Raw genomic sequence first — 23,443 nt, 5'->3', positions numbered from 1 at the left:
CTTGAGAGAGCAATTCCCATGGAAGCCTTCAATAATCTGATGTACGGCTTTGGCATCGCGCTTGAGCCGATCAATATCGCTTATGTGTTTGCCGGCGTGTTTGCTGGCACCATTATCGGCATGCTGCCGGGCCTGGGGCCTATCAGTGCACTTGCCCTGATGATTCCCATCACCTTTGCCATGGAGCCCTCGTCGGGCTTGATCCTGATGGCAGGGGTTTACTACGGCGCTATCTTTGGTGGCTCTACGTCCTCGATTCTGCTCAACGCTCCTGGCGTGGCAGGAACCGTGGCGACCTCCTTTGACGGCTACCCGATGGCTAAAAAAGGTCAGGCGGGTAAAGCGCTGGCGATTGCCGCCTACGCTTCGTTTATCGGTGGTACCGTTTCCGTTATTTTCTTAATGCTGATCGCCCCGCTGCTGTCGAAAGTAGCTGTGAGCTTCGGTCCTTCCGAGTATTTCGCCTTAATGGTACTGGGCTTAACCGCTGTTGTTTCGCTGTCGGATAAGTCCCTGGTGAAAGGACTAATTGCCGCCGTAGTGGGGGTGATTATTTCAATTATCGGTATCGACATGCAGACCGGTACTGAGCGCTTTACCTTCGGTTCAGTGCAGTTGCTTGATGGCATCGACTTCCTGGTCGTGGCGCTGGGTATTTTCGCCCTTGCCGAGGTCTTTTACATGCTGCTGCGTGGTGGCGGTGGCAAAGAGGCGCCCCGCAATGAGATTGGCTCACTGAAATTGACCCGAAGCGAAGTGAAAGAGATCGCTGGCCCGATTGGTCGCAGTTCGGTATTGGGTTTCTTCACCGGCGTACTGCCAGGCGCGGGTGCGACCATCGGTTCGTTCCTTGGGTACAGCATGGAAAAACGCATTGCCAAAGATGGTGACACCTTTGGTACCGGCAATATCAAAGGCGTGGCCGCGCCAGAAGCAGCCAACAACGCTGCCTGTACGGGCTCCTTTGTGCCACTGTTAACCCTGGGGGTGCCGGGTTCGGGCACTACCGCTGTCCTGTTAGGCGCATTGCTTGTCATGGGCGTTAACCCCGGTCCGATGATGCTTGCAGAGCGTCCGGACGTGTTTTGGGGCGTGGTTGCCAGTATGTATATCGGCAATATCTTCCTGCTGGCACTTAACCTGCCGCTGATTCCCTACATCGCCAAAATTCTCGATATGCCCCGCCCATTGCTGCTGTCGTTGATTTTGATCTTCTGCATGATCGGCGTTTACGGTATGAGCTTCAGCATTTTTGATCTATTGCTGCTGCTTGGTTTTGGCTTGGTGGGCCTGGGGATGCGGCTGTTTGGTTTCCCCGCGGCGCCGCTGATTCTAGCGCTGATTTTGGGCAACATTATGGAAGAGTCCTTGCGTCGCGCGCTGCAGATCTCTGGTGGCGACTGGATGACCTTTATCGACAAGCCCATCTCCCTTGGTTTGCTGGTAGTCGCCCTGCTGTCGCTTGGTCTGCCGTTGCTGAAAAAACGCCGTAAGAAAGTTCCACCCGACGTGGCTGTTTAACGCCACTGCTTAAAGGGTGAATAGCGAGGAGCCTTGGTAATGCCAAGGCTCCTTTTTTATTTCCGTTTTTAACGGGTAACAAAGAGTGGTTCTGTAACTGATAAGTAATCAATGGGTTGCTGTTGTGTATTTTAAAAGCTCGAGTACTTAATTGGTGCGCTGAATCTTATTGGTGCATTGGAAGAGTGCTTTAGCTGCTTTTCTGCGCTTTATTTTGGTGCGTTTGGTGAGCGTCGAGATTTTCTGATGATTATTAAGTAGCTGATTAGATAGCTATAAGATAACTTTGTGCCAATCTGGCGCATCCCTTGCAGGTGTTAATGGCTAGTGGACGTATTGGGGGAGCTAACACAACAACCCCAAGTGCGAAGCCAACCATCAAGCCCCAATCATAAGGGGTGCAAGGAGATTAACAATGAACACTCTCAAACGCTCGACACACCCGCACCGATTCCTTTCAAGTGGTCGTTTCGCGACCGCCTTACTCACCGCTGCCATCATGGGGGCCAGCACCCAGGCCATCGCCCAAGACGATGACCCGATCAAAGTCGGTATCCTGCATTCACTCTCCGGCACCATGGCGATTAGTGAGACCGTACTCAAAGACACCGTCGAAATGCTTATTGAGCAGCAGAACGAAGCCGGTGGTTTGCTGGGCCGTCAGTTAGAAGCCGTGGTGGTTGACCCTGCGTCCAACTGGCCGCTGTTTGCCGAACGTGCCCGGGAGCTACTAGACCAGGAAGAAGTGGACGTGATTTTCGGCAACTGGACGTCGGTTTCGCGTAAATCCGTACTGCCCGTCGTAGAGGAACTCAACGGGCTGCTGTTCTACCCGGTGCAGTATGAAGGCGAAGAGTCCTCTGAAAACGTCTTCTACACCGGCGCGGCGCCTAACCAGCAGGCGATTCCTGCGGTTGAATACCTTATCAACGAAGTGGGTATTGAGCGCTTTGCGCTGGTGGGTACCGACTATGTTTATCCGCGTACCACCAACCGTATCCTTGAAGCCTTCCTCAAGGATGAACACGGCATCGCGGATGAGGACATCATGGTCAACTACACGCCCTTCGGTCACTCCGATTGGCAGAACATCGTGGCCGAAATTCGCCGTTTCGGTGAAGAGGGTAAACCGACCGCGGTGATCTCGACAGTGAACGGCGACGCCAACGTGCCGTTCTATACCGAGCTCTCCAATCAGGGTATCGACGCTGCGGATATTCCGGTCATCGCCTTCTCCGTGGGTGAGCAGGAGCTTACCGGTATTGATACCGGCCCGCTGGTGGGCCACCTGGCGGCATGGAACTACTTCATGAGCGTCGATAACGATGACAACTACGACTTTATCGATGCCTGGATTGAGTACACCGGCGACGATATGGCCGTGACCAACGACCCAATGGAAGCGCACTACATTGGCTTCAACATGTGGGCCGAAGCGGTTCGCAAAGCGGGCACGACAGACGTCGACACGGTTAAAGACGCCATTATTGGTGTCACCGTGCCTAACCTTTCCGGCGGCTATGCGGCGATGATGCCCAACCACCACATCACCAAGCCGGTGTTGATCGGTGAAATTCAGGACAACGGCCAGTTCGATATCGTTTGGCAGACACCGTCTACCGTGGCGGGCGACGCCTGGTCTGACTACCTGCCTGGCTCGCGTGACCTGATTGCCGATTGGCGCAAGCCGATGGAATGCGGCAACTTCAACGTCGTTAACGGCTCGTGCGGCGGCAGCACCGCAGCAGAAGAAGCCGAAGCGGCACTCGCTGAGTAAAACATAACCCCCTTGCCGCGCCGTGATTTTAATAGTTGGCGCGGCAAGGAGCACGCTATCTTTCCCTCTTAGATAACCAAAGGAAGAACCCCATGAGGCGTTTCCTTTCCTTGGCGTTGCTCTGCTTCCTGCTGTTGGGTGTCACCCTTACCGCGCAGGCACAATCAACAGACGCCGCCAGCAGCGCTGACAACGACAGTGCTGCACTTGAGCTTTTAGAAGCACTGGACGTTGAGTCCTACACCGCCAAAGGCGAAGCCATTACCGCTATTTTGCAAAGCGACGACGAGCGCGCCCGTGATTGGCTGCAGGCCTTGCTGGATGGTCGCTTGCAGCGTACCGAAGATGGCCGGTTCGTGCTGGTGCTCGAGAACCGGGGCCGTGACTGGCCAGTGGCCGATGTCTTGACCGGTGAAGCGCTGGGCGAGATGTCCCGTCGTGATCTGGAGCGTATCGGCATCAACAACAACCTGCGCAATCAACTGCGCAGTGCCATCGCGGTCGTTGACCTCTACTCGCCTAATGTGGAGCGCCGCCGTACCTCGGCCGAGCGCCTGTTAGGTGAAGTAGATGGTGAGCTGGTGCCCACCCTCGACGACTTGATCGAACAGGAAGAGGACGAGCAGGTGCGCTACCGGCTAACTCAGGCCGTGGCGATCTACCGCGCTGAAGCGGGTGAAATGGCTGGGGTCGAAGCGCTGGACGGCAGTCTTCACCCCCGCTCTCGCGTGGCGTTGAGCCGGGCAGCCAATAGCGATGATCCCGTCGTCGCCAATGCCGCTGCCGCTTCCCTGGCGGGTATTGAGCAGCAGCTCAAGATCAATCGCGGTCTGGAAACGCTCTATTTCGGCTTGAGTCTTGGCTCGGTGCTGGTGCTGGCCGCCATTGGTCTGGCAATTACCTTTGGCGTCATGGGCGTGATCAACATGGCCCACGGCGAGCTGATGATGCTGGGCGCCTACACCACCTGGGCGATGCAGCAACTGCTGCCCGGCCAGCCGGGCTTGGCGTTGATTCTATCGATACCCGCAGGCTTTATGGTCGCCGCCTTGGCAGGCGTGGCGATCGAGCGCGGCGTGATTCAGTTCCTCAAGGGCCGCCCGCTGGAAACCCTGCTGGCGACCTTCGGTATCAGCCTGATTTTGCAGCAGCTGGTACGTACGGTGATTTCACCGCTTAACCGTACCGTCATCACCCCCGAGTGGATGAGCGGTTCGCTAGTGGTGAACGATGCATTGTCATTAACGCTTAACCGCATGTACGTGCTCGGTTTTGCGCTGGTGGTGTTTGCAGGCCTGATGCTGATCATGCGCCGCACCCGGCTAGGGCTTGAGGTGCGTGCTGTTACCCAGAACCGCGCCATGGCCCGCTCTATGGGCATTCGCGCCACCCGTGTGGATATTATGACCTTTGCGTTGGGCTCCGGCGTGGCCGGGCTTGCCGGGGTCGCGCTCTCCCAGCTCACCAACGTCGGCCCTAACCTGGGGCAAAACTACATCATCGACTCCTTCATGGTGGTGGTGTTCGGCGGTGTGGGCAATCTATGGGGCACGCTGGTGGCTGGCCTATCGCTGGGGGTCATCAATCAGGTGCTGGAACCCTGGGCTGGCGCGGTGTTGGCCAAAATTATCGTGTTGGTCTTTATCATCTTATTCATTCAAAAACGCCCGCGTGGACTCTTCCCGCAGAAGGGCCGGGCTGCGGAGGGCTAAACGATGTCATTAACGACCGAATCATCGACGAATTTTTGGCTAACACGCCCATTCAGCGAGCGCTCCACCCAGATTTTTCTCGGCGTGCTACTGGCCGCGCTGGCGCTGGTAACGATCTTGCACGTAGCGGTGCCACCGGAGAACCCGCTGCATGTGGGCGCTTACACGGTCAACCTGTTTGGCAAGTACCTGAGTTACGCGTTGCTTGCCGTGGCGGTGGACTTGGTGTGGGGCTACCTGGGCATTTTAAGCCTGGGGCATGGCGCCTTCTTTGCCATCGGCGGTTACGCCATGGGCATGTATTTGATGCGCCAGATTGGCGATCGCGGCACCTACGGCCACCCGGTACTGCCGGACTTTATGGTGTTCCTGAACTGGGACAGCCTGCCGTGGTTCTGGCACGGCTTCGATATGGCCTGGTTTGCCTTCGCCATGGTGCTGCTGGCGCCCGGTCTATTGGCACTGGTGTTTGGCTTTTTGGCATTCCGCTCACGGGTCACCGGGGTGTATCTGTCGATCATTACCCAGGCGCTGACCTTTGCCTTGATGCTAGCCTTCTTCCGCAACGAGATGGGCTTTGGCGGCAATAACGGCCTGACCGATTTCCGCGAAATCGTCGGCTTCGATCTACGCAGCGACGCCACACGCTTAGGGCTGTTCCTAGCCACCGGGGTGGCGCTGGCGCTGGGCTTTATTCTCTGCCGTGCGATTGTGACCAGCAAGCTGGGCCGGGTGAGTGTGGCCACCCGCGACGCCGAAGCGCGCACGCGCTTTCTTGGTTATCGGGTCGAGCGCTTTCAGCTGTTTGTGTTTGTGGTCTCGGCGATGCTGGCGGGCTTGGCGGGGGCGCTTTACGTGCCGCAAGTGGGGATTATCAACCCCAGCGAATTCTCGCCGATTTTCTCCATTGAGATTGTGCTCTGGGTAGCGCTGGGTGGTCGCGCCACGCTGTATGGCGCAGTGATTGGTGCCATTCTGGTCAACTACGCCAAAACCATCTTTACCGGCGTAATGCCCGATGCCTGGCTGTTTGCCCTGGGCGCGATGTTCGTACTGGTCACGGTGTTTCTGCCCAAGGGTGTGGCGGGACTGTTTCGCTACCTCAAGCGCCGTAAGCGCGACGATTCGGCTAACCCTGACCACCAACAGACATCCAAGGAGGCCTCCGCATGAGTTTGCTGCAATCGCTTTCCCAGCGTGACCGGGTGTTCGATTTTATGGCGCCTCAGGCCTCACCGGTGGACGTTCGCCACGGGCCGATTCTTTATATGGAAGATGTGACCGTGAGCTTCGATGGTTTTAAAGCCATCAATAACCTCAACCTGACCATTAACGACGGTGAGCTGCGTTGCATTATCGGCCCTAACGGGGCGGGCAAAACTACCATGATGGATATCATCACCGGCAAAACCCGGCCCAATAGCGGCAGTGTGTGGTTCGGTAGCCGTCATAATTTGCTGCACATGAACGAGCCCGATATCGCCAGCCTGGGCATTGGCCGCAAGTTTCAAAAGCCGACGGTATTCGAAGCGCTGTCGGTATTTGAAAACCTGGAGCTGGCTATGGCCGCCGACAAGCGGATCTTTCCCACCCTGACCGCCCGCATGACCGGCGAGATCAAAGACCGCATCGACGAAGTGCTGGAAACCATCGGCCTGACGGCACTGCGCCATCAGCCCGCAGGCATTCTTTCCCACGGCCAAAAGCAGTGGCTGGAAATCGGCATGCTACTGATGCAGCGCCCGCGCCTGCTGCTGGTGGATGAGCCGGTAGCGGGTATGACCGAGCAGGAGATGGAGCGCACCGCCGAACTGCTCACCGGGTTGGCTGGCAAGCAGTCCGTGGTGGTGGTGGAACACGATATGGGCTTTGTGCGTTCGATTGCCCGCCAGGTGACCGTGCTGCACCAAGGCAGCGTGCTGGCGGAAGGCACCATGGATCAAGTCTCCAACGACCCCAAAGTAATCGAGGTCTACCTGGGTGCCGATGACGAGGAGGCCGCCTGATGCTAGCCATTGAAAAGCTCAACCAGTTCTACGGCGAAAGCCACACCCTGTGGGATCTGGATTTGGACGTGCCCACAGGCCAGTGCACCTGTGTGATGGGCCGAAACGGCGTGGGTAAAACGACACTGCTGAAAGCCGTGATGGGCGAGGTGGCCGTCAAAAGTGGCGAGCTGCGCTACACCGCCGAGGCAGACGAGATCGAGCTGACTAAAAAAGCCATTGAAGCGCGCTCACGGTTGGGGATTGGCTATGTGCCCCAAGGACGGCAGATATTTCCGCTGCTGACTGTAGAGGAGAATTTGCGCACCGGCCTTGCCGCCCGCAGCGACGGGCTGAAAAAGATTCCCGAGCGGGTCTACGAGCTGTTCCCCGTGCTCAAGGAGATGAAAAACCGCCGTGGCGGTGATCTATCCGGTGGTCAACAGCAGCAGTTGGCCATTGGCCGTGCGCTGGTCATCGAACCCAAACTGCTGATTCTGGACGAACCGGGGGAGGGCATTCAGCCCAATATCGTCGCCCAGATCGGCCAGGTGATTCGTCAGTTGATCAACGAGGATGGTCTCACGGTGCTACTGGTGGAGCAAAAACTACCTTTTGCCCGCAAGTACGCCGACTGCTTTGTGATCATGGATCGCGGCCGCCCGGTAGCCAAAGGCGAGATCAGTGAACTTTCCAATGAGCTGATCAAGCAGCATCTGACGGTATAGGGCACGGTCGTGGGTTTGTGCCCAATACCACGTTTAGCGGCGGCCAGGGTGCCGTCGCTTAACGCGGCCAAGAAAGTTTACTCAATCACGTAATTGGCGGCCCCAAGGCCCGCCTCACTAAAACGAATTTCCACAGGGAATTCAGAACCGCACCCCTCAACAACCCACACCTCACTCCAATACCTGGACCCTTCACTCCCCTGCGGCATAGAGATCACGTAAGGCTGGAATGACTCGGGAGCGCTACAGCCAAGGGTTGCCACTTTTGCTGCCACGGCGGGCATAGCATCCTGTATGAGCTGCTGATTAGAGAGTGAGCCTGCCTGGATTGCGCCTTTTGGCAATGACTGCGCGGCACCGTGGCTGCTCACTAGGCTGAGTAGAAGTCCGGCGGAAAGAACAGCAGATCGTTTCATTCGTTATGCTCTTTTAAGGGGCCTTTACAATGCGCTCTGATGAAGCAGGGTACTTATCCAGCAAGTGGCTGGGCCTAACGGGTCGCGGCGAAAAATGGCCGCCACAATTGGGGCATGACCCAGCCAGCACGCCGTTGGCGCACTCAGGGCAAAATGTGCATTCAAAGGAGCAAATGACCGCCGCTGCATCAGGGGGTAAATCCTTATCGCAGCATTCACAGTTAGGGCGAAGTTGAAGCATGATTAGGCTCCTGAATAAAAGCTTATATAAGCGCCATGCTAAGCGGTTGTCTAGCCGTGTTAGCTCCCTTTTAATCGATATATTTACTTGCTGATGCAGCCTAGTTGGCAGGATAAGCAGCGACTGCGCGTTCTTGTTTGGTGCAACTTGTAATTTTTTTGATCTTTTGTGGTGCATTGAAAGTTTTAGGTGTAGAGAGGCATTGTTTAACTCATTGTTTTAGAAATTGAAAATAGTTTTTCACCATTTTGGCGCATTAATTGCACTGCTTAGCTAACGGCTTACTGAAAGGAAGCGATAGCTAATTATGATGCTATGCGATATCGCAAAATCTCCCCTTGCCTCTGGCCACCGCTTTGATCAAGGCCGCCACTGGGCGGCTTCGTTGGACTTACGTTTTGCTCATCGCGACGGCGTTACCCGCATGGTACAGGCGCGCCACCAAGGCCCGCTGCGGGTGCAACGGCCCTTCTACCCAGAAGGCCGGAGTGAGGCGTGCCATGTGTACGTGCTTCACCCACCGGGCGGGCTGGTGAGCGGCGACGCGCTTACCATTAGCGCTCATGTCGAGCGTGGTGCCCATGCGCTACTCACAACGCCTGCCGCCAATAAACTCTATAAAGCCGACAGCCAGGGCGTGGCTTGGGCCCAGCACACCCGGTTAAGCGTTGAAGATGGCGCCACTTTGGAGTGGCTGCCCCAGGAGACCATCGCCTTCGATGGCTCGAAAGGCGAGCAGCGCACCCATATCGAGCTGCATGGCAGCGCCCGCTGCCTGGGCTGGGAAGTGATGGCGCTAGGCCGCCCCGCTAGCGATTTACCTTACGTTTCAGGCCGCATTGAGCAACACTTCCGTTTAACCCTGGACGGCAAGCCGCTGTGGTTAGAGCGCCAACCGTTAGACCCACTACACCCACGCTTTGCTGGGCGCTGGGGGCAGGGTGGCGCCACGGTGCAGGCCACGCTCTGGGCGGTAGGCATTGAAGATGCACCTGCGGCGATTGAAGCGTTGCGTGAAGCGCTACCGGATAACGCACGTTGGGCGGTGACCGTTCGTCATGGCGTGCTGCTATTACGCTACTTGGGTAACTCGCGTAATGAAGCCTGGGCATTATGCGAGCAGGCTTGGCAACTTTTGCGCCCCCTGTGGATTGAGCGAGACGCCCACACACCGCGTATTTGGTTAACCTAATCGAATAGATTGCTGGAGAAACGCCCCATGGAATTAACCCCGAGAGATAAAGACAAGCTGCTGCTGTTCTCAGCCGCCCAACTGGCGGAGCGCCGCAAAGCACGTGGTTTAAAGCTTAATTACCCCGAAGCGGTAGCGCTGATCAGCTTTGAAATTATGGAAGGCGCCCGGGATGGCCGCAGCGTGGCCGATTTAATGAGCTATGGCCGCGAGATACTCAGCCGTGAGGATGTGATGGACGGCGTCGCCGAGATGGTCGACGAAGTGCAGGTGGAGGCCACTTTCCCCGACGGCACCAAGCTGGTTACTGTCCACACACCTATCAACTAGTTTTCAGCAACCAGGAGAGCGCCTGATGATTCCCGGTGAGTACAAGTTAAAAGAGGGTGACATCGAACTGTGCGTGGGCCGCGAGCGGATTAGTGTCGAAGTGGCCAATACCGGCGACCGCCCCATTCAGATTGGCTCCCACTACCACTTTGCGGAAGCCAATCCCGCGCTGGTGTTTGATCGTACTAAAACCCGTGGCTTTCGCCTGGACGTAGCCGCTGGCACCGCTATTCGCTTTGAGCCCGGCCAAACCCGTGAAGTCACGCTGATTCCATTTGTCGGTAAGCGTGAAATTTACGGCTTCCGTGGCGATGTCATGGGCGCGCTACTCTCTACCGCGCCCGATGCCGCGCGAAAAGCACAGAAACCAGGCGAAGCTGGAGGTCAGTCATGAAGCCGACCAACAAGATCAGTCGGCAAGCCTACGCCGATATGTACGGCCCCACGGTGGGCGACCGCGTTCGTCTGGGCGATACCGAGCTGTGGATCGAAGTCGAGAAAGACGCCACCCACTACGGCGATGAAGTGAAGTTCGGCGGTGGTAAAGTCATCCGCGACGGCATGGGCCAAAGCCAGCGCGCTGACGACACGGTCATGGATACCGTCATCACCAACGCGCTGATTCTGGATTGGTGGGGCATCGTCAAAGCCGATGTCGGTATTCAGAACGGCCGTATCGCCGCGATTGGCAAGGCGGGCAACCCAGACGTACAGCCCGATGTGGAGATCGTCATTGGCCCCGGCACCGAAATCATTTCCGGCGAAGGGAAGATACTGACTGCAGGCGGCATCGATTCCCACATCCACTTTATCTGCCCCCAGCAGATCGAAGAAGCGCTGATGAGCGGCGTGACCACCATGCTCGGCGGCGGCACTGGCCCAGCGACTGGCACCAACGCCACCACCTGCACGCCAGGTCCCTGGCATATCGGCAAAATGCTCCAGGCGGTGGACGATATGCCGATGAATATCGGCTTTCTGGGCAAGGGCAACGCCAGCCTGCCCGAATCCCTGGAGCTCCAGCTCAAAGCGGGCGCCATGGGGCTCAAGCTGCACGAAGATTGGGGGACCACGCCCGCTTCGATCAATAACTGCCTCAACGTGGCCGATGCCTACGATGTGCAGGTGGCGATTCACACCGACACGCTGAACGAATCAGGCTTTGTGGAAGACACCCTGGCCGCGTTTAAAGAGCGCTGCATCCACACCTACCACACCGAAGGCGCGGGTGGCGGTCACGCCCCAGATATCCTGACTGCCTGCTCGAAAGCCTATGTGCTGCCGTCGTCCACTAACCCGACGCGGCCCTACACGGTCAACACCATCGACGAACACCTCGATATGCTGATGGTGTGTCACCACCTCGACCCCAATATCCCCGAAGATGTGGCCTTCGCCGACTCACGCATTCGCCGCGAAACCATCGCCGCCGAGGATATCCTGCACGACTTAGGCGTGATTTCGATGATCGCCTCGGATTCCCAGGCCATGGGGCGAGTCGGTGAAGTGGTCTGCCGCACCTGGCAAACGGCGCATAAAATGAAGGTGCAGCGCGGCCTGCTGCCGGAAGATGAAGCGATGGGCGCTGACAATCTGCGCGCCAAGCGCTATATCGCCAAGTACACCATCAATCCGGCGATCACTCACGGCATCGCTCACGAAGTGGGCTCCATCGAAGTCGGTAAACTGGCGGATCTGGTGCTGTGGAAACCGGCCTTCTTTGGCGTGAAACCGGCGATGATGATCAAAGGCGGCATGATTGCAGCGGCGCCCATGGGCGATCCCAATGCTTCGATTCCCACGCCGCAGCCGGTTCACTACCGCTATATGTTTGGCGCCTTTGGCCGCGCAGCGAGCCAAACCCGGCTCAGTTTTGTCAGCCAGGCCGCGCTGGATGCAGGCATTAAAGAGACTCTCGGGCTTAATAGCGAACTAGCGGCGTGTAAAAACGTGCGCCAAGTGCGCAAAAAGGATATGAAGCTGAACGATGCCTGCCCGGAGCTGACGGTAGATCCGCAAACCTACGAAGTGCGCTGCGACGGTGAAATTTTAACCTGCGAGCCCGCCACCGAACTGCCGCTGGCTCAGCGTTATCATTTATTTTGAATAGCGCGCTGTGGCCGCCAGTAAGTGCAGTGCCGGGGGTAGCTCTACGTGAGGGCGCTGTAAATACATCCCTGTACGCTACTTTTGCCATCCATGGCAAAAGACCCTCACTACGACCTACCCCCGGCTCGGCTGCTGGGTGCTTAACTGCAGGTTCTGAACAGGACGATACCAATGCTTAAACTCATAGAGCGCTTAGGACCAATAGAGGAGAGCGCGGCGAGCGACACACTCACGCTGCCCTTTGAGCTACGTATTCGTGGGCGCTTAAAAGCCCAAAGCGATAGCGGCCGCGAGCTGGGCCTATTTCTGGATCGCGGCCCGGTGCTGCGAAGCGGCGAAGGCCTGAAAGCCGAAAGTGGTGAGATAGTACGCGTATGCGCCGCCGTAGAGCCGGTGGTTACCGCGCGAGTGAGTACTGGCTTACCGCTGGCGCGGCTCGCTTATCATCTGGGCAATCGCCACGTACAGCTGGCGCTGGGTGAAGATGAAAAAGGCGGCTGGGTGCGCTTCCCGCCGGATCACGTGCTGGAAGAACTCGCCGAGCTACTGGGTGCCGAACTAGAGCACCACAACGCCACGTTCGACCCTGAACCGGGCGCTTATAACCAAGTGGGCGGCGGGCATTCGCATTCCCACGGTCATGGCCATTCGCACGGGCATTCACACGACCATGACCACCCGCATGAGCACCACCATGCACACTGAGCTTACCGCACTAGAAAGCCAAAGCGACGAACTGGCGCTGCTGGGGCTGATGCAGCTGGTAAGCCCCGCGCTGCCGATTGGTGCCTTCGCGTTTTCTCAAGGCCTGGAAAGCGCCTTTGAGCTGGACTGGGTACGTGATGAAGCGAGTCTTGCTGAGTGGTTAAGCGGCGTGCTGGAAGATGGCTTAACCCGCTGCGAGCTTCCCGTGCTGGCGCGATTGCATCAGGCCTTTGGCCAAGCTGATAGCGAAGCGGGTCGCGCAACCATAGCAGCGTGGGATGAGTGGCTGGCTGCCACCCGGGAAACCGCCGAGCTGGCCGCTGAAGACAGCCGCCTGGGCGCCTCGCTTAAGCGCCTGCTGGGCAGTTTGGATTTATTGCCCCGAGACCAACAGCTGCCAAGTGAGGACTTACTAACGCCTTTGCTCCCGCATCAGGCAGGCTATGTGACGCTGTTTGCCTACACGGCTCACTTGCGTGGCGTGTCCGTGCGCCAAACCCTTCTGGGATTTGCCTGGGCGTGGCTAGAGAACCAACTGGCAGTGGCCTGTAAAGCGCTTCCGCTGGGCCACACCGCCGCCCAGCGCGTGATTGAGCAGTTGCGCCCAGCGCTAGTGGATGCCGTCAATCAGGCGCTAACGCTGGAAGATGACGAGCTAGGCCCGGTGCTGCCCGGCCTGGCACTGGCCAGCGCCCTGCACGAAACGCAATATTCGCGCCTATTTAGAAGCTAAAAAGCTTAGAAGTTAACGAGGAGAGAATGATGACTCACTGTTTACGCGTTGGTGTGGGTGGCCCGGTAGGCTCCGGTAAAACCGCGCTGCTCAAGCAACTCTGTTTAGCGCTGCGTGACTACTACGATATCGCCGTGGTCACCAACGATATCTATACCCGCGAAGACGCCGACTTCCTGCTCAAGCACGATGCCCTCCCAGCGGATCGTATCCTGGGCGTGGAAACCGGCGGCTGTCCGCATACGGCCATTCGCGAAGATGCCTCGATGAACCTGGCGGCCATTGATGAGCTCCAGGCGCGCCACCCGAAGCTGGAACTGGTGATGGTCGAGTCGGGCGGTGACAACCTTTCGGCCACCTTCAGCCCCGAGCTTTCCGACCTGACGCTTTACGTCATCGACGTTTCCGCAGGCGATAAAATCCCCCGCAAAGGTGGGCCGGGTATCACCAAGTCAGACCTGCTGATCATTAATAAAATCGATATCGCCGAGTATGTTCACGCTTCATTAGAAGTGATGGAACGCGACTCGAAGAAAATGCGCGGCGAACGCCCCTTCGTGTTTACCAATCTTTATGACGGGGTAGGGCTAGAGGAGATTATCCGCTTTATTCTCGATAAAGGGATGCTGGATGAGCGGCGCCCGCAGGCTGATACATTGGCTTCAGCGAGTACAGGGGCAATTTAGTAAGTCCGCGATGCACAAAGGCCGCCAAATGTTTGGCGGCCTTTGCTGTTTAGCGACTTATTATTCCAACAGGTTCCACAGGCCAATGGTGAGTGCGGGGAACATGCACAGTAGCAGGACGATCACCATGGTCGCAGCGATGAAAGGTACCGCCGCACGGAACACGGCGGAAGGCGATACCTTGGCGATCTGCGATGTGATAAATACCAACAGCCCCACGGGTGGCGATATCCCCCCTAGCTGTAAGGTAATAATCATCACAATCCCCAATTGCACCGGGTCGACGCCAGCATTGGTCATCATCGGTAAAAACAGGGGAGCGATGATCAGCATCGCTGGTGTCAGGTCGAGAAACATGCCGGCCACGGCAAGTACCACTAAAAGGATGATGAACAACCCGAACTGACTGTCAGCCGCCGTGCCTGCCCAGCCGACTATTTCCTGGGGTACCTGCTCAGCAATCAATATCCATGCGAACGGTACCGAGGCTGCGATCAAAAAACCGACCAGCGCGGCGTCCGTCCCGCACTCAACGAAGGAGCGGTAAAACTGCTTCCAGTCGTACGCTTTGAATACCAGTTTGCCAAGCACGAACGTCCAGAGCAGCGCCACAACACCCGCCTCGGTGGCGGTAATCACCCCAAAGCGGATGCCGCCAAGGACACCGACGGTGATAACCAACACCGGTAGCGCCCGCACGAAGGTATGCCAGATCGTCGCCATTGGCGCACGGGCGGTAGCTGTCTGGTACTGACGTCGCACGGAGATCCAATAAGCGACCAGCATCAACGCACCGGCGGCCATCAGTGCAGGCACGATACCGGCCATGAACAGGCGGGCGATAGAAACGTTGGCGACCGAGGCATAGACCAGCATAGCGATGGCAGGAGGTACCACGTTGGGCAAAATAGCCGATGAGGCGGTGACCGCGCATGAGAACGCTGGTGAGTAGCCACGTTTGACCATCTCAGGCACCAGGATTTTGGTGCTGCTGGCCGCATCGGCACTCGAAGAGCCTGAGATACCACCAACCATCAGGCTGTTGAGGATGTTGACGTGGGCCAAGCCACCGCGCAGGTGGCCTACCAAGCTTGTGGCGAAATCAATTAAGCGAGTCGAAAGCCCACCCAGGTTAAGTAGGTAACCGGTAGATAGAAAGAAGGGAATCGCTAGCAGGATGAACTTAGTCGAGCCGGTGACCATGTTCTGAACCACCGCTGGCGCTGGCAGAATAAACGAGGCCGAACTGGCCATAAACACCCCGAACATCAACGAAAACGATACCGGTACACCAACCCCGAGTGCCAGAAAGAAAACCACCAGCATGATCAGGCTCGGTGAGACGCCCTGTAAGGGCCCCAATAGGCCTTGATCCAGCCCTGCATAGATCAAGCCAGCGATGACTATCGCCGCCAAGTTGCGGACCAGGATACCTGTACTGTCAGCGTCGCGAGCGAGCAAGAAGACCAGCGCGATGACACCGGAAATTGGAATGACGGCGTACTTGATAGCCGTGGGCCACTGTAAGCTGGCGCTGGTGCCACCCACCATGTCGGCTAGTTGGTAGCCACCGAACAACATCATGATCAGTGTCAGCGAAAGGATAAGATTCTGGGTGAAGCCCAGTACACCGGCGAGCCAGGCTGGCAGATCCTTAGGCAGGAAGTCACCAGCAACATGGCGCTGTTGGCGTACCCCTAATGCCGCGCCGAGAAAGATTAACCAAGTAAAGCACCATATCGCGAACTCTTCGGTCCACGAAAAGGAGTCATTGAAAACATAGCGAGAAACGACACCGGCGAGCACCGCCAGGGTCATGGCCAGCAAAATACCAAAGACGAGGAAACGCACCAGGCTTTCCAGCCCGGTGGCGGCGCGGCCGATGCCCAATGATGAGGTTGCAAGGGAAAAACGGTAGGCAGACATCCGATACGCTCCAGAAGGGCGGCGCCAGTGAAGACGCAACAAACACTCGGCCCCACCGTAGCGGTGGGGCCGACAGGGTTGTTATTCCGCGTTTTCGATCAGCGAAACAAGTGCTTCGCCATTCGGGATTTTTTCAACATATTCGTCGCGGATTGGCTTCATAGCTTCTTGCCATGGCCCTTTGTCTTCGATTTCGATGATCGTTGCACCGTCGGCAACGGTTTCATCCAGTGCCGCCTGGTCGTCACTCTTACGCATTGCGGGTAGCTCTGCCTGAACCTCCAGTGCCGCCTCAGTGATCACCTCCTGGTAGTCGTCAGGCAGACGCTCCCACCAGTTCTGTGACACTACCCAGGTACCCATGGCGAAGATGTGATCGGTTTTCACATAGTACGGAGCCACTTCATAGAAGCGGTTGGTCAGATAGTTAGTCGCAGTGTTATCAAAGAAGTCGATAACCCCCGTCTGCATGGAGTTATAGATTTCAGGTGCGGGAACTGGCGTTGGGTTGGCGCCAGCTGCTTTCCAGGCGTCGACGTGCAACGGGCTCTGGATGACGCGCATCTTCTTGCCCTGGATATCGTCAATCGAATCAATCGGGAAACTGCTCATCAACTGACGGATACCATTGACGGAGAAGCCAAGCAGATGGAATCCCTGTTCTTCAAAGTTGGCTGAGAGTTCTTCGGTCAATGGTTCGCTGAGTGCTGTCGCCTGCTCCTCGCCATCGATCAAATAAGGCAGATCGAGCACTTGAACCTCGGGAATCCAAGAGGTCAGTACAGAGCTGGTGATGATGCCCATCTGTACCGAGCCCAATCGGATGCCTTCGGCAGATTCGCTTTCTCCGCCCAGCACGCTGTTGGCGAACAGCTGGATATCGACATTATTGTCTGTGCGTTCACGCACCAGATCGGCAAACTGCTGCGCCGCTACATACTTGGTATTGCCTTCCGGCACATCTAGCGAGAGCTTGGCATTGTAATCTGCTGCTAGAACGGACGTGCTGCTGATGGCGAGCGCCAATGCCGTCAGCACAGCGGGTGTTGTGGTTAAAGCGTGTTTGAGTTGCATGAGCCTAGTCCTTGTATGTTGTTATATAGGTCGTTCATCCGGTCATACCGGTGTGGTTGTCTTTCTCGGGTTTTAAATTGCCGTTAAAGAACGGCCAGCATGCCGCCGTCGACGTAAATGATCTGGCCATTTACGTAGCTCGACGCCGAGGATGCCAAGTAGACCACCGTGCCGACGAGATCCTCGGGAACACCCCAGCGCTTGGAAGGGGTGCGGCCAACGATCCAGTCATTGAATTTCGGATCATCGACCAGTGGCTGGGTCATTTCCGTGATCATGTAACCTGGGCCGATGGCATTGGTCTGAATGTTATGTTCAGCCCACTCCGCAGCCATGGATTGAGTCAACAAACGCACGCCGCCCTTGGACGCCGTATAAGCGCCCACGGTTGGACGTGCCACTGAGCTCATCAGTGAGCCGATATTGATGATTTTGCCGCCCTTGCCGCGCGCAATCATTTGACGGGCAACGTTGCGACCCAGCAGGAAGGTACTGGTCAGGTTCGTGTTGATTACGGTGTCCCACTGGTCGCGTTCGAGCTCGACCAACGGGCGACGAAGCTGCATGCCAGCGTTATTGACCAGGATGTCGATAGTGACGCCATCGGCATCAAGCGCTGCAAGCGCCTGCTCAATGGCAGCTTCGTCGGTAATATCGAACGATGTGGTCAATACGCTATGGCCTTCCTCTGAAAGGGCATCACGCGCTGCTTCGAGTTTGTCGCGATTACGACCATGAATAATGATTTGAGCGCCCGACTGAGCCAATCCGCGGGCCATTGCGAGCCCCAGACCACCCGATGAACCGGTAATAAGTGCCGTGCGGCCTGTTAGATCGAACAAGGTCATCTTTCTCACCTCTTGTATCATTGTTGTGTGAAAAGAATTTTAGGGTTTAGCTACTTTCTAGAGTGAATTAAGCGTTTTTTTGAAGGCTATTAACGTTGCGGCGAAAGCTACAAGTAAACAGCGTTAAAGATATGTTAGTCACAAGACTCTGCTTCCACCTTTATTGAAAACTTATTTTTTAAGGAAACATTAAATAAACAATCAAGTGATGCGCTACTTAAGCGTTATTGACGTATCCATCACATGTGTTCTGATATATAAATATATTGGTATATACCTTGATATACCATGATACTTATGTCTAATAAGGCACTAATTTATTGGGATTACAAAATAATGGTCACTAAAACATCGTCTTACGGGATGTCCCAAGGAGAACAGGCTTACGAGAGAATTGAGTCATTAATCGCTCACATGGAGCTCAAGCCCGGTGAGACCATGACAATGGCCGACTTGCAGGAGCGGGTGTCGCTGGGCCGCACCCCAGTGCTTGAAGCGATTCGCAAGCTTTCGGACGACACCCTTTTGGAAGTACGCGCTGGGCGCGGGGTAAAGATTACGCCCATTGACTTGCATCGCGAACGCCGGTTGTTAAGAATTCGGCGCGATATTGAGAGTTTTGTCGTTGAACTGGCCATTGATAACGCCAGTGGTTTGGTAAGAAGTCAGTTGAACCAACTAGCCCGCATGCTTCGAGAATTAAAGTCAGGCAGTGATATTCGCCCCTTCAATGAGCTCGATAAGCGGATGGATCAATTACTGTTGGAGGCTGCCGACGAACCCTTTGTGGAACGGACATTGCGGCCACTTCACACGACGTTTCGGCGGTTGGGGTATCTTTATCAGAGCCACCTGGGGAGTGAGCGCACCGTGCAGGAAAATATCCAGATGCACATCAATATGCTCGATGCGATCATTGAGCGTGACACTCCTAATGCATTAAAAGCGACGCATTTGCTGATGGATTTTATGGAAGAGATGTTCGTGCCGCTTGAGCGGGACCTTGCCCCTTCTTATCTTGATATTAATATTAAGCCCTTTTGATTTGAGGGCTTTTTGCCACGTCGTTTGGCTGTCTTTTTACCATAACGCCAGTACGCGCAGGGAGCGTCAGCCGCCCCAGGTTGCTCATTCAACCCGCGTAATAGGCTGGCGGCTAGGGTCGAGATGCCAGGCTAGGCCAAGGCGCGAGTTGCGTTCCAATTCGGCGATCACCTGGGCGCCCAGCAGTAAAATAATGGCGCCTACTTCCAAGCTAATTAGCACGATCACCAGTGTTGCCAGCGAGCCGTAAACGGCGTTTACGAACGATAGATTGGCAAAATAGTAGACCAGTAACAGCCGTACGCCTTCCCAGAGTAGCGCTGCCACAAAACCACCCACTACCGCACGGCGTAAGGCGATACGCACCACCGGCAGCACTTTATAAATAGCGCTAAAGAGCAGGAAAACCCCAATGAAACTGGCTAGGTTCAGCACGGGTTCTGAAAAGCTCGCCAACGGCAGCTCGCGCTCGAATATTAAAAAGACCAGCGTATTGAGTGAACTGGCCAGGGTGACCACGAGCGTCAGCGCCATCAAGCCTGCCCCCAGTACCACCATAAAGGCATAAGGCAGCATCACTGACACCCAGACACGGCGCTTGATGTGCGGGCTCTCCGGTGCATGAAAAATGATCGCCAAGGCGTCTTCCAGCATGCGAAAGGCAAAGGAGCTGAACAGTAATAGAACAGGAAAGCTCAGAATGCCGATGACATCGCGCGAATCGAGCAGGCTGCGCACGGCCTCAAGCAATACCTCGGCGTGGGCGGGAGCCATATGCCGGGCCTGGATAGCGAGCACATTGAGAAGATGCTGCTGATCAACGACTTGAGTTAACAGCACCACCAGTACAGCAAATAACGGCACGATGGAGAGCAAAATATTGTAGCCCACCCCGCCTGCCAGCAGAACGCCGTGGTTTTTCAGAAAATTACGAAGTACGCGCCAGGAAAAATGAGCCAACTGAGGAAGCAGGAGCAAGGCCGCGTTAAACAGAGAGGAATTACGAATCATGGCTTGCCATACTCCTTGTGTACTAGCGCCATGATACGCTGCTGGCGATAGCAAGTAACAAGCGCAAATCACAAGGACGTCAGGAAATGTCAGATCGAGAGTCGATAACGAGGTTATTAAGAGAAGGGAAAAAAAGACATTAGCAATAAAAAGGTCGCCCTGATCAGGCGGTAGAAAGATCAAGGCAACCGAAGAACATGTGTTAGCGTCTTGCTAAAACGGGCCATCCCTGGCCACCACTCCCCCACCATGAATGGATTAGTGTGTTTTTACCTTAACCTAGGTTATGTATCGTTAGTTATTTAGCTAAATAGCTGCCTATAAAGCAAAAACAACCAAAAAGTGGTTAAAGTTGACACACTTTAAGTCGACATATACTTAGTCTATACGCTAAACCCTTCTGCATGGCCGTGGCTTTGCCGTGGTGGCACAAGAAGTTAGGATTCTGGCCAGTCGTTCGAGCGATGCTTAGACAGTGTGGTTAATTGCCAGACCAGCCAAACATAATCGGCACGTAAACCACTAACAGCAGCACCCCGATCAGCCCCAGCAGGTAAGGAATGATGGCGCGGGTAATCCGCTCCAGCGGTAGCTGGGTGATCGAGGAGGCCACATAGAGGTTGATCGCCACCGGCGGGGTAATCATGCCGATGGAGAGCCCCACCACGATAATCAAGCCAAAGTGAATCGGATCAATCCCCAGTTGCAGCACCAGCGGTAGCAGCACTGGGGTGAGGATAATCAGCGCACTGGCGGTCTCAATAAACACCCCGGTGAGCAGAATAATCCCCACGATCAGCAGCATAATCACGTAAGGGTTGGTTGACAGCGACAGTACGGCCTGGGCAATCGCCCCCGGCACCTGCCAACTGGAGAGCGTCCAGCTCAGCACCGCCGACATGGCAATCACCAGCATGATCACCGCAGTGGTCATCGCCGAACGAATCAGCAGCTTGTAAATCTGCGGCAGGTTAAGGTCACGGTACACAAACAGTGACACCAGCATGGCGTAGTTCACCGCCACGACCGCCGCTTCCGACGGGGTGAATATCCCGGAGAAGATACCACCGAGGATAATCACCGGCGTCATCAATCCCCAGCTGGCATCTTTAAAGGTATGCCAGATGGTGGCCAGCGACAGCGGTGTGCCCTTGGGATATTGGCGCTTGTAGGCCTGGGCAATCGCAATGGCCATCAACCCCAGTCCCATCGCCAGCCCTGGCAAAAAGCCGTTCAGGAAAAGCTTGGAAACGGATTGCTGGGCGATGACCGCGTAGATGATCATTGGCACCGAGGGCGGGATCACCACCCCAATGGTGCCGCTGGCGGCGATCAAGCTAGCCGCCGAGGCCGGGTCGTAGCCTTTGCGCTTGAGTTCCGGCACCAGGCTGGAACCCACCGCTGCGGTAGTGGCCGCACCTGAGCCGGAGATCGCCGCAAAGAACATGCCCGCCATCACGGAGACCACGGAAAGCCCGCCACGCATAAAGCCGACTAACGAATCCGCAAAGCTGACCAGCTTCTCGCTCACCTTACCCTGGGCCATTAAATCCCCAGCGAGGATAAACATCGGGATCGCGACCAGGGCGAAGGAGTTGATGCCCTGGAACATCTGCTGGGTGACCACCATCAGTGGCACGCCGGATTGATAGAGCGCATAGAGCGTGCTGGCGCCAATGGCAAAGGCAATCGGCACGCCCAACAGCATAAACAGGAAGAACAGCCCAAACAGCAGCAGCGTCATAGCGACTCCTCCTGGGGTTGGGAGGTTTCGCCGTTAATCAGCAGCTCGATGATATCGACCAGCGCATACCAGGCCATAATCGCCGCACAGATTGGCATTACCGCGTAAACATAGGTCATCGACAGCCGCAGCGAGGCGGATTTCTGAAAGCTTTGTACCTGCATATAGCGGTAGCCGATCACAATCAGCGCGATCATAAACGCCAAAACAATCAGCAGGGCGGCAAGCCGGGCTAGCTGGCGCAGGCGGCCGGGCAGGGCATCGACCACAAAGGTGACGGCGATGTGCCGCCCGCGCTGGAATGCCAGAGTGCCCGCTAAGAAGGTGATCCACACCAGCAGAAAGCGGGCGACCTCTTCCGTCCAGCCGACAGCGGTGAACAGCACCCGCGAAACGATCTGCAGGGTAATCACCCCAATCAGCGCCGCCATGCCCGCAAAGACCACGGGCTGTAGAATGGCGTCCAGAAAGCGTTCAGAACGCTGTAGCAGCGTTACCAATGGATGCGTGTGAGTGGGCACTTACTTCACTTCCTCCTGGATGCGTTGCAGGTAGTCGCCGAACTGGTCACCGTACTTCTCATACACTGGCGCAACGGCTTCCTGGAAGGCGGCGATATCGGGCGACTCATTAATTTCCATGCCTGCCTCAGCCAGTTCGGCTAACTGCTCGGCTTCCATGATGGCATTTTGTTCTCTGGCATAGCTAGAAGCTTCGCTGGCGGCATCGAGTACGATCTCCTGAACCTCCTCTTGAAGGCCGTTCCAGGCGGGTAAGCTCATAATGAAGATCGCTGGCGCATAGATATGCCGCGTCATGGTGAGGTAGTCCTGGGTTTCCGCCAGGTTAAAGGCATGGATGGCGTTAACCGGGTTTTCCTGACCATCAATCGTGCCTTGTTGCAGGGCGGTCAGCGCTTCTGTCCACGCCATGGGCACGGCATTGGCGCCGAGTTCCCGGAACGTATCCACATAGACCTCGTTCTCGATGACGCGCAGTGTCAGGCCGTCGAGATCCTGGGGCGCATTAATCGCGTGCTGACTATTGGTGATATTGCGAAAGCCGCGCTCTGCAAAGGCCAGCCCTTTCAGGTTCACACTCTCTAACTTGGCCAATATCTCCTGGCCGATCTCGCCATCCAGCACGGCGTAGGCGGATTCGGCGCTTGGAAAGAGGAACGGCAGTTCAAACACCGAGAACTCATCAACGAAGTTGGCCACGGGCCCGTTGGTGATCACGCCCATATCGACAGTGCCGATCTGCATGCCTTCCAGAATGGTGCGCTCGTCTCCCAGAGAAGCGTTGGGGAAGATCTCGACAGAGACCGCGCCGTCGGTCTGTTCGCTGACTAACTGCTGAAAGCGCTCAGCGGCGATATGGTAAGTATCTTCTGTATTTACCACGGTCGCTAAGCGCAGGTTGGTAGGCGTTATTTCCTCGGCGTGGGCCATAAGCGGTAAACCAAGCAGGCCAGCGCATAGCAATGACAAGTTTAACTGTTTGAATTTGCTTGTATTACAGGATGCAACAGATGGGATGAAGCGGGCGTTGTGATTCACATTATCTCCTAGTGGTGGCTGTTCTTATTATCTTATTGGGCTTCATCTATATCACATCGAACTAACAGGGCAAATTACTTATTTTCATTCCACTATTCGCGA

23 protein-coding genes are annotated in these 23,443 nt (G+C 56.1%); 14 read left to right on the top strand and 9 right to left on the bottom strand.

What is annotated here, in order from left to right:
- The first annotated feature begins 18 nt into the window (after positions 1 to 18).
- The 6 genes from Q3Y66_RS18545 (at position 19) to urtE (ending at position 7,723) form a co-directional block, all read left to right on the top strand.
- Complete coding sequence (locus Q3Y66_RS18545; protein WP_008956132.1) at positions 19 to 1,521, top strand: tripartite tricarboxylate transporter permease; 1,503 nt, start codon at positions 19 to 21, stop codon at positions 1,519 to 1,521.
- Between the two features lie 415 nt (positions 1,522 to 1,936).
- Positions 1,937 to 3,298, top strand: a complete 1,362-nt coding sequence (gene urtA, locus Q3Y66_RS18540) for an urea ABC transporter substrate-binding protein (RefSeq protein ID WP_008956133.1) — start codon at positions 1,937 to 1,939, stop codon at positions 3,296 to 3,298.
- Positions 3,299 to 3,390: 92 nt separating this feature from the next.
- A complete protein-coding gene (urtB, locus tag Q3Y66_RS18535) occupies positions 3,391 to 5,010 on the top strand; it encodes an urea ABC transporter permease subunit UrtB (RefSeq protein ID WP_008956134.1) in 1,620 nt (539 codons plus the stop codon).
- Between the two features lie 3 nt (positions 5,011 to 5,013).
- Entirely contained in the window at positions 5,014 to 6,183 is a 1,170-nt protein-coding gene (urtC, locus tag Q3Y66_RS18530; protein ID WP_008956135.1) for an urea ABC transporter permease subunit UrtC, read from the top strand.
- Positions 6,180 to 7,016: an urea ABC transporter ATP-binding protein UrtD gene (gene urtD, locus Q3Y66_RS18525; RefSeq protein WP_008956136.1), complete on the top strand. Its 837-nt coding sequence runs from the start codon at positions 6,180 to 6,182 to the stop codon at positions 7,014 to 7,016. The genes urtC and urtD overlap by 4 nt, the downstream gene beginning before the upstream one ends.
- Positions 7,016 to 7,723: an urea ABC transporter ATP-binding subunit UrtE gene (urtE, locus tag Q3Y66_RS18520; RefSeq protein ID WP_008956137.1), complete on the top strand. Its 708-nt coding sequence runs from the start codon at positions 7,016 to 7,018 to the stop codon at positions 7,721 to 7,723. Before urtD ends, urtE begins: the two co-directional genes overlap by 1 nt.
- Positions 7,724 to 7,800: 77 nt before the next feature.
- Here urtE and Q3Y66_RS18515 read toward each other — a convergent pair whose 3' ends face one another.
- Together Q3Y66_RS18515 and Q3Y66_RS18510 are read right to left on the bottom strand one after the other, a co-directional pair.
- On the bottom strand, positions 7,801 to 8,139 hold the full coding sequence (locus Q3Y66_RS18515; RefSeq protein ID WP_008956138.1) for a hypothetical protein: 339 nt from the start codon (positions 8,137 to 8,139) through the stop codon (positions 7,801 to 7,803).
- Positions 8,140 to 8,152: 13 nt separating this feature from the next.
- Positions 8,153 to 8,380, bottom strand: a complete 228-nt coding sequence (locus Q3Y66_RS18510) for a DUF1272 domain-containing protein (protein WP_008956139.1) — start codon at positions 8,378 to 8,380, stop codon at positions 8,153 to 8,155.
- Between the two features lie 307 nt (positions 8,381 to 8,687).
- On the opposite strand from Q3Y66_RS18510, the gene Q3Y66_RS18505 reads away from it, so the two are divergent.
- From Q3Y66_RS18505 to ureG, 7 genes are all read left to right on the top strand, one after another.
- On the top strand, positions 8,688 to 9,572 hold the full coding sequence (locus Q3Y66_RS18505; protein ID WP_008956140.1) for an urease accessory protein UreD: 885 nt from the start codon (positions 8,688 to 8,690) through the stop codon (positions 9,570 to 9,572).
- 27 nt (positions 9,573 to 9,599) lie between these two features.
- Complete coding sequence (locus Q3Y66_RS18500; protein WP_008956141.1) at positions 9,600 to 9,902, top strand: urease subunit gamma; 303 nt, start codon at positions 9,600 to 9,602, stop codon at positions 9,900 to 9,902.
- Positions 9,903 to 9,927: 25 nt separating this feature from the next.
- Complete coding sequence (locus Q3Y66_RS18495) at positions 9,928 to 10,296, top strand: urease subunit beta (RefSeq protein ID WP_008956142.1); 369 nt, start codon at positions 9,928 to 9,930, stop codon at positions 10,294 to 10,296.
- Positions 10,293 to 12,008 (top strand): urease subunit alpha, encoded by a 1,716-nt coding sequence (ureC, locus tag Q3Y66_RS18490; protein ID WP_008956143.1) that lies wholly within the window; start codon positions 10,293 to 10,295, stop codon positions 12,006 to 12,008. Before Q3Y66_RS18495 ends, ureC begins: the two co-directional genes overlap by 4 nt.
- Before the next feature lie 174 nt (positions 12,009 to 12,182).
- Positions 12,183 to 12,716: an urease accessory protein UreE gene (gene ureE, locus Q3Y66_RS18485; protein ID WP_008956144.1), complete on the top strand. Its 534-nt coding sequence runs from the start codon at positions 12,183 to 12,185 to the stop codon at positions 12,714 to 12,716.
- Complete coding sequence (locus Q3Y66_RS18480; RefSeq protein ID WP_008956145.1) at positions 12,706 to 13,449, top strand: urease accessory protein UreF; 744 nt, start codon at positions 12,706 to 12,708, stop codon at positions 13,447 to 13,449. The genes ureE and Q3Y66_RS18480 overlap by 11 nt, the downstream gene beginning before the upstream one ends.
- A gap of 29 nt (positions 13,450 to 13,478) precedes the next feature.
- Positions 13,479 to 14,135: an urease accessory protein UreG gene (gene ureG, locus Q3Y66_RS18475; RefSeq protein ID WP_008956146.1), complete on the top strand. Its 657-nt coding sequence runs from the start codon at positions 13,479 to 13,481 to the stop codon at positions 14,133 to 14,135.
- 60 nt (positions 14,136 to 14,195) lie between these two features.
- Here ureG and Q3Y66_RS18470 read toward each other — a convergent pair whose 3' ends face one another.
- The 3 genes from Q3Y66_RS18470 to Q3Y66_RS18460 all read right to left on the bottom strand — a co-directional run bounded on the left by Q3Y66_RS18470 (position 14,196) and on the right by Q3Y66_RS18460 (position 17,983).
- Positions 14,196 to 16,061, bottom strand: a complete 1,866-nt coding sequence (locus Q3Y66_RS18470; RefSeq protein ID WP_008956147.1) for a TRAP transporter large permease subunit — start codon at positions 16,059 to 16,061, stop codon at positions 14,196 to 14,198.
- Between the two features lie 81 nt (positions 16,062 to 16,142).
- Complete coding sequence (locus tag Q3Y66_RS18465; protein WP_008956148.1) at positions 16,143 to 17,135, bottom strand: TRAP transporter substrate-binding protein; 993 nt, start codon at positions 17,133 to 17,135, stop codon at positions 16,143 to 16,145.
- An 83-nt stretch (positions 17,136 to 17,218) separates the two neighbouring features.
- On the bottom strand, positions 17,219 to 17,983 hold the full coding sequence (locus Q3Y66_RS18460) for an SDR family oxidoreductase (RefSeq protein WP_008956149.1): 765 nt from the start codon (positions 17,981 to 17,983) through the stop codon (positions 17,219 to 17,221).
- Between the two features lie 336 nt (positions 17,984 to 18,319).
- On the opposite strand from Q3Y66_RS18460, the gene Q3Y66_RS18455 reads away from it, so the two are divergent.
- Entirely contained in the window at positions 18,320 to 19,027 is a 708-nt protein-coding gene (locus tag Q3Y66_RS18455; RefSeq protein WP_161598798.1) for a GntR family transcriptional regulator, read from the top strand.
- A gap of 84 nt (positions 19,028 to 19,111) precedes the next feature.
- On the opposite strand, the gene Q3Y66_RS18450 is transcribed toward Q3Y66_RS18455, so the two are convergent.
- From Q3Y66_RS18450 to Q3Y66_RS18435, 4 genes are all read right to left on the bottom strand, one after another.
- On the bottom strand, positions 19,112 to 20,038 hold the full coding sequence (locus tag Q3Y66_RS18450; RefSeq protein WP_008956151.1) for a YihY/virulence factor BrkB family protein: 927 nt from the start codon (positions 20,036 to 20,038) through the stop codon (positions 19,112 to 19,114).
- Positions 20,039 to 20,519: 481 nt separating this feature from the next.
- Positions 20,520 to 21,782, bottom strand: a complete 1,263-nt coding sequence (locus tag Q3Y66_RS18445; protein ID WP_008956152.1) for a TRAP transporter large permease — start codon at positions 21,780 to 21,782, stop codon at positions 20,520 to 20,522.
- A complete protein-coding gene (locus Q3Y66_RS18440) occupies positions 21,779 to 22,273 on the bottom strand; it encodes a TRAP transporter small permease (protein ID WP_085942796.1) in 495 nt (164 codons plus the stop codon). Before Q3Y66_RS18440 ends, Q3Y66_RS18445 begins: the two co-directional genes overlap by 4 nt.
- 30 nt (positions 22,274 to 22,303) lie before the next feature.
- Positions 22,304 to 23,341: a TRAP transporter substrate-binding protein gene (locus Q3Y66_RS18435; protein WP_008956154.1), complete on the bottom strand. Its 1,038-nt coding sequence runs from the start codon at positions 23,339 to 23,341 to the stop codon at positions 22,304 to 22,306.
- Positions 23,342 to 23,443: the final 102 nt, after the last annotated feature.

It is taken from the genome of Halomonas sp. HAL1, assembly GCF_030544485.1.
In the GTDB taxonomy this organism is placed as follows: Bacteria; Pseudomonadota; Gammaproteobacteria; order Pseudomonadales; family Halomonadaceae; genus Vreelandella; species Vreelandella arctica.
This window is presented reverse-complemented; position numbering and strand designations above follow the sequence as displayed.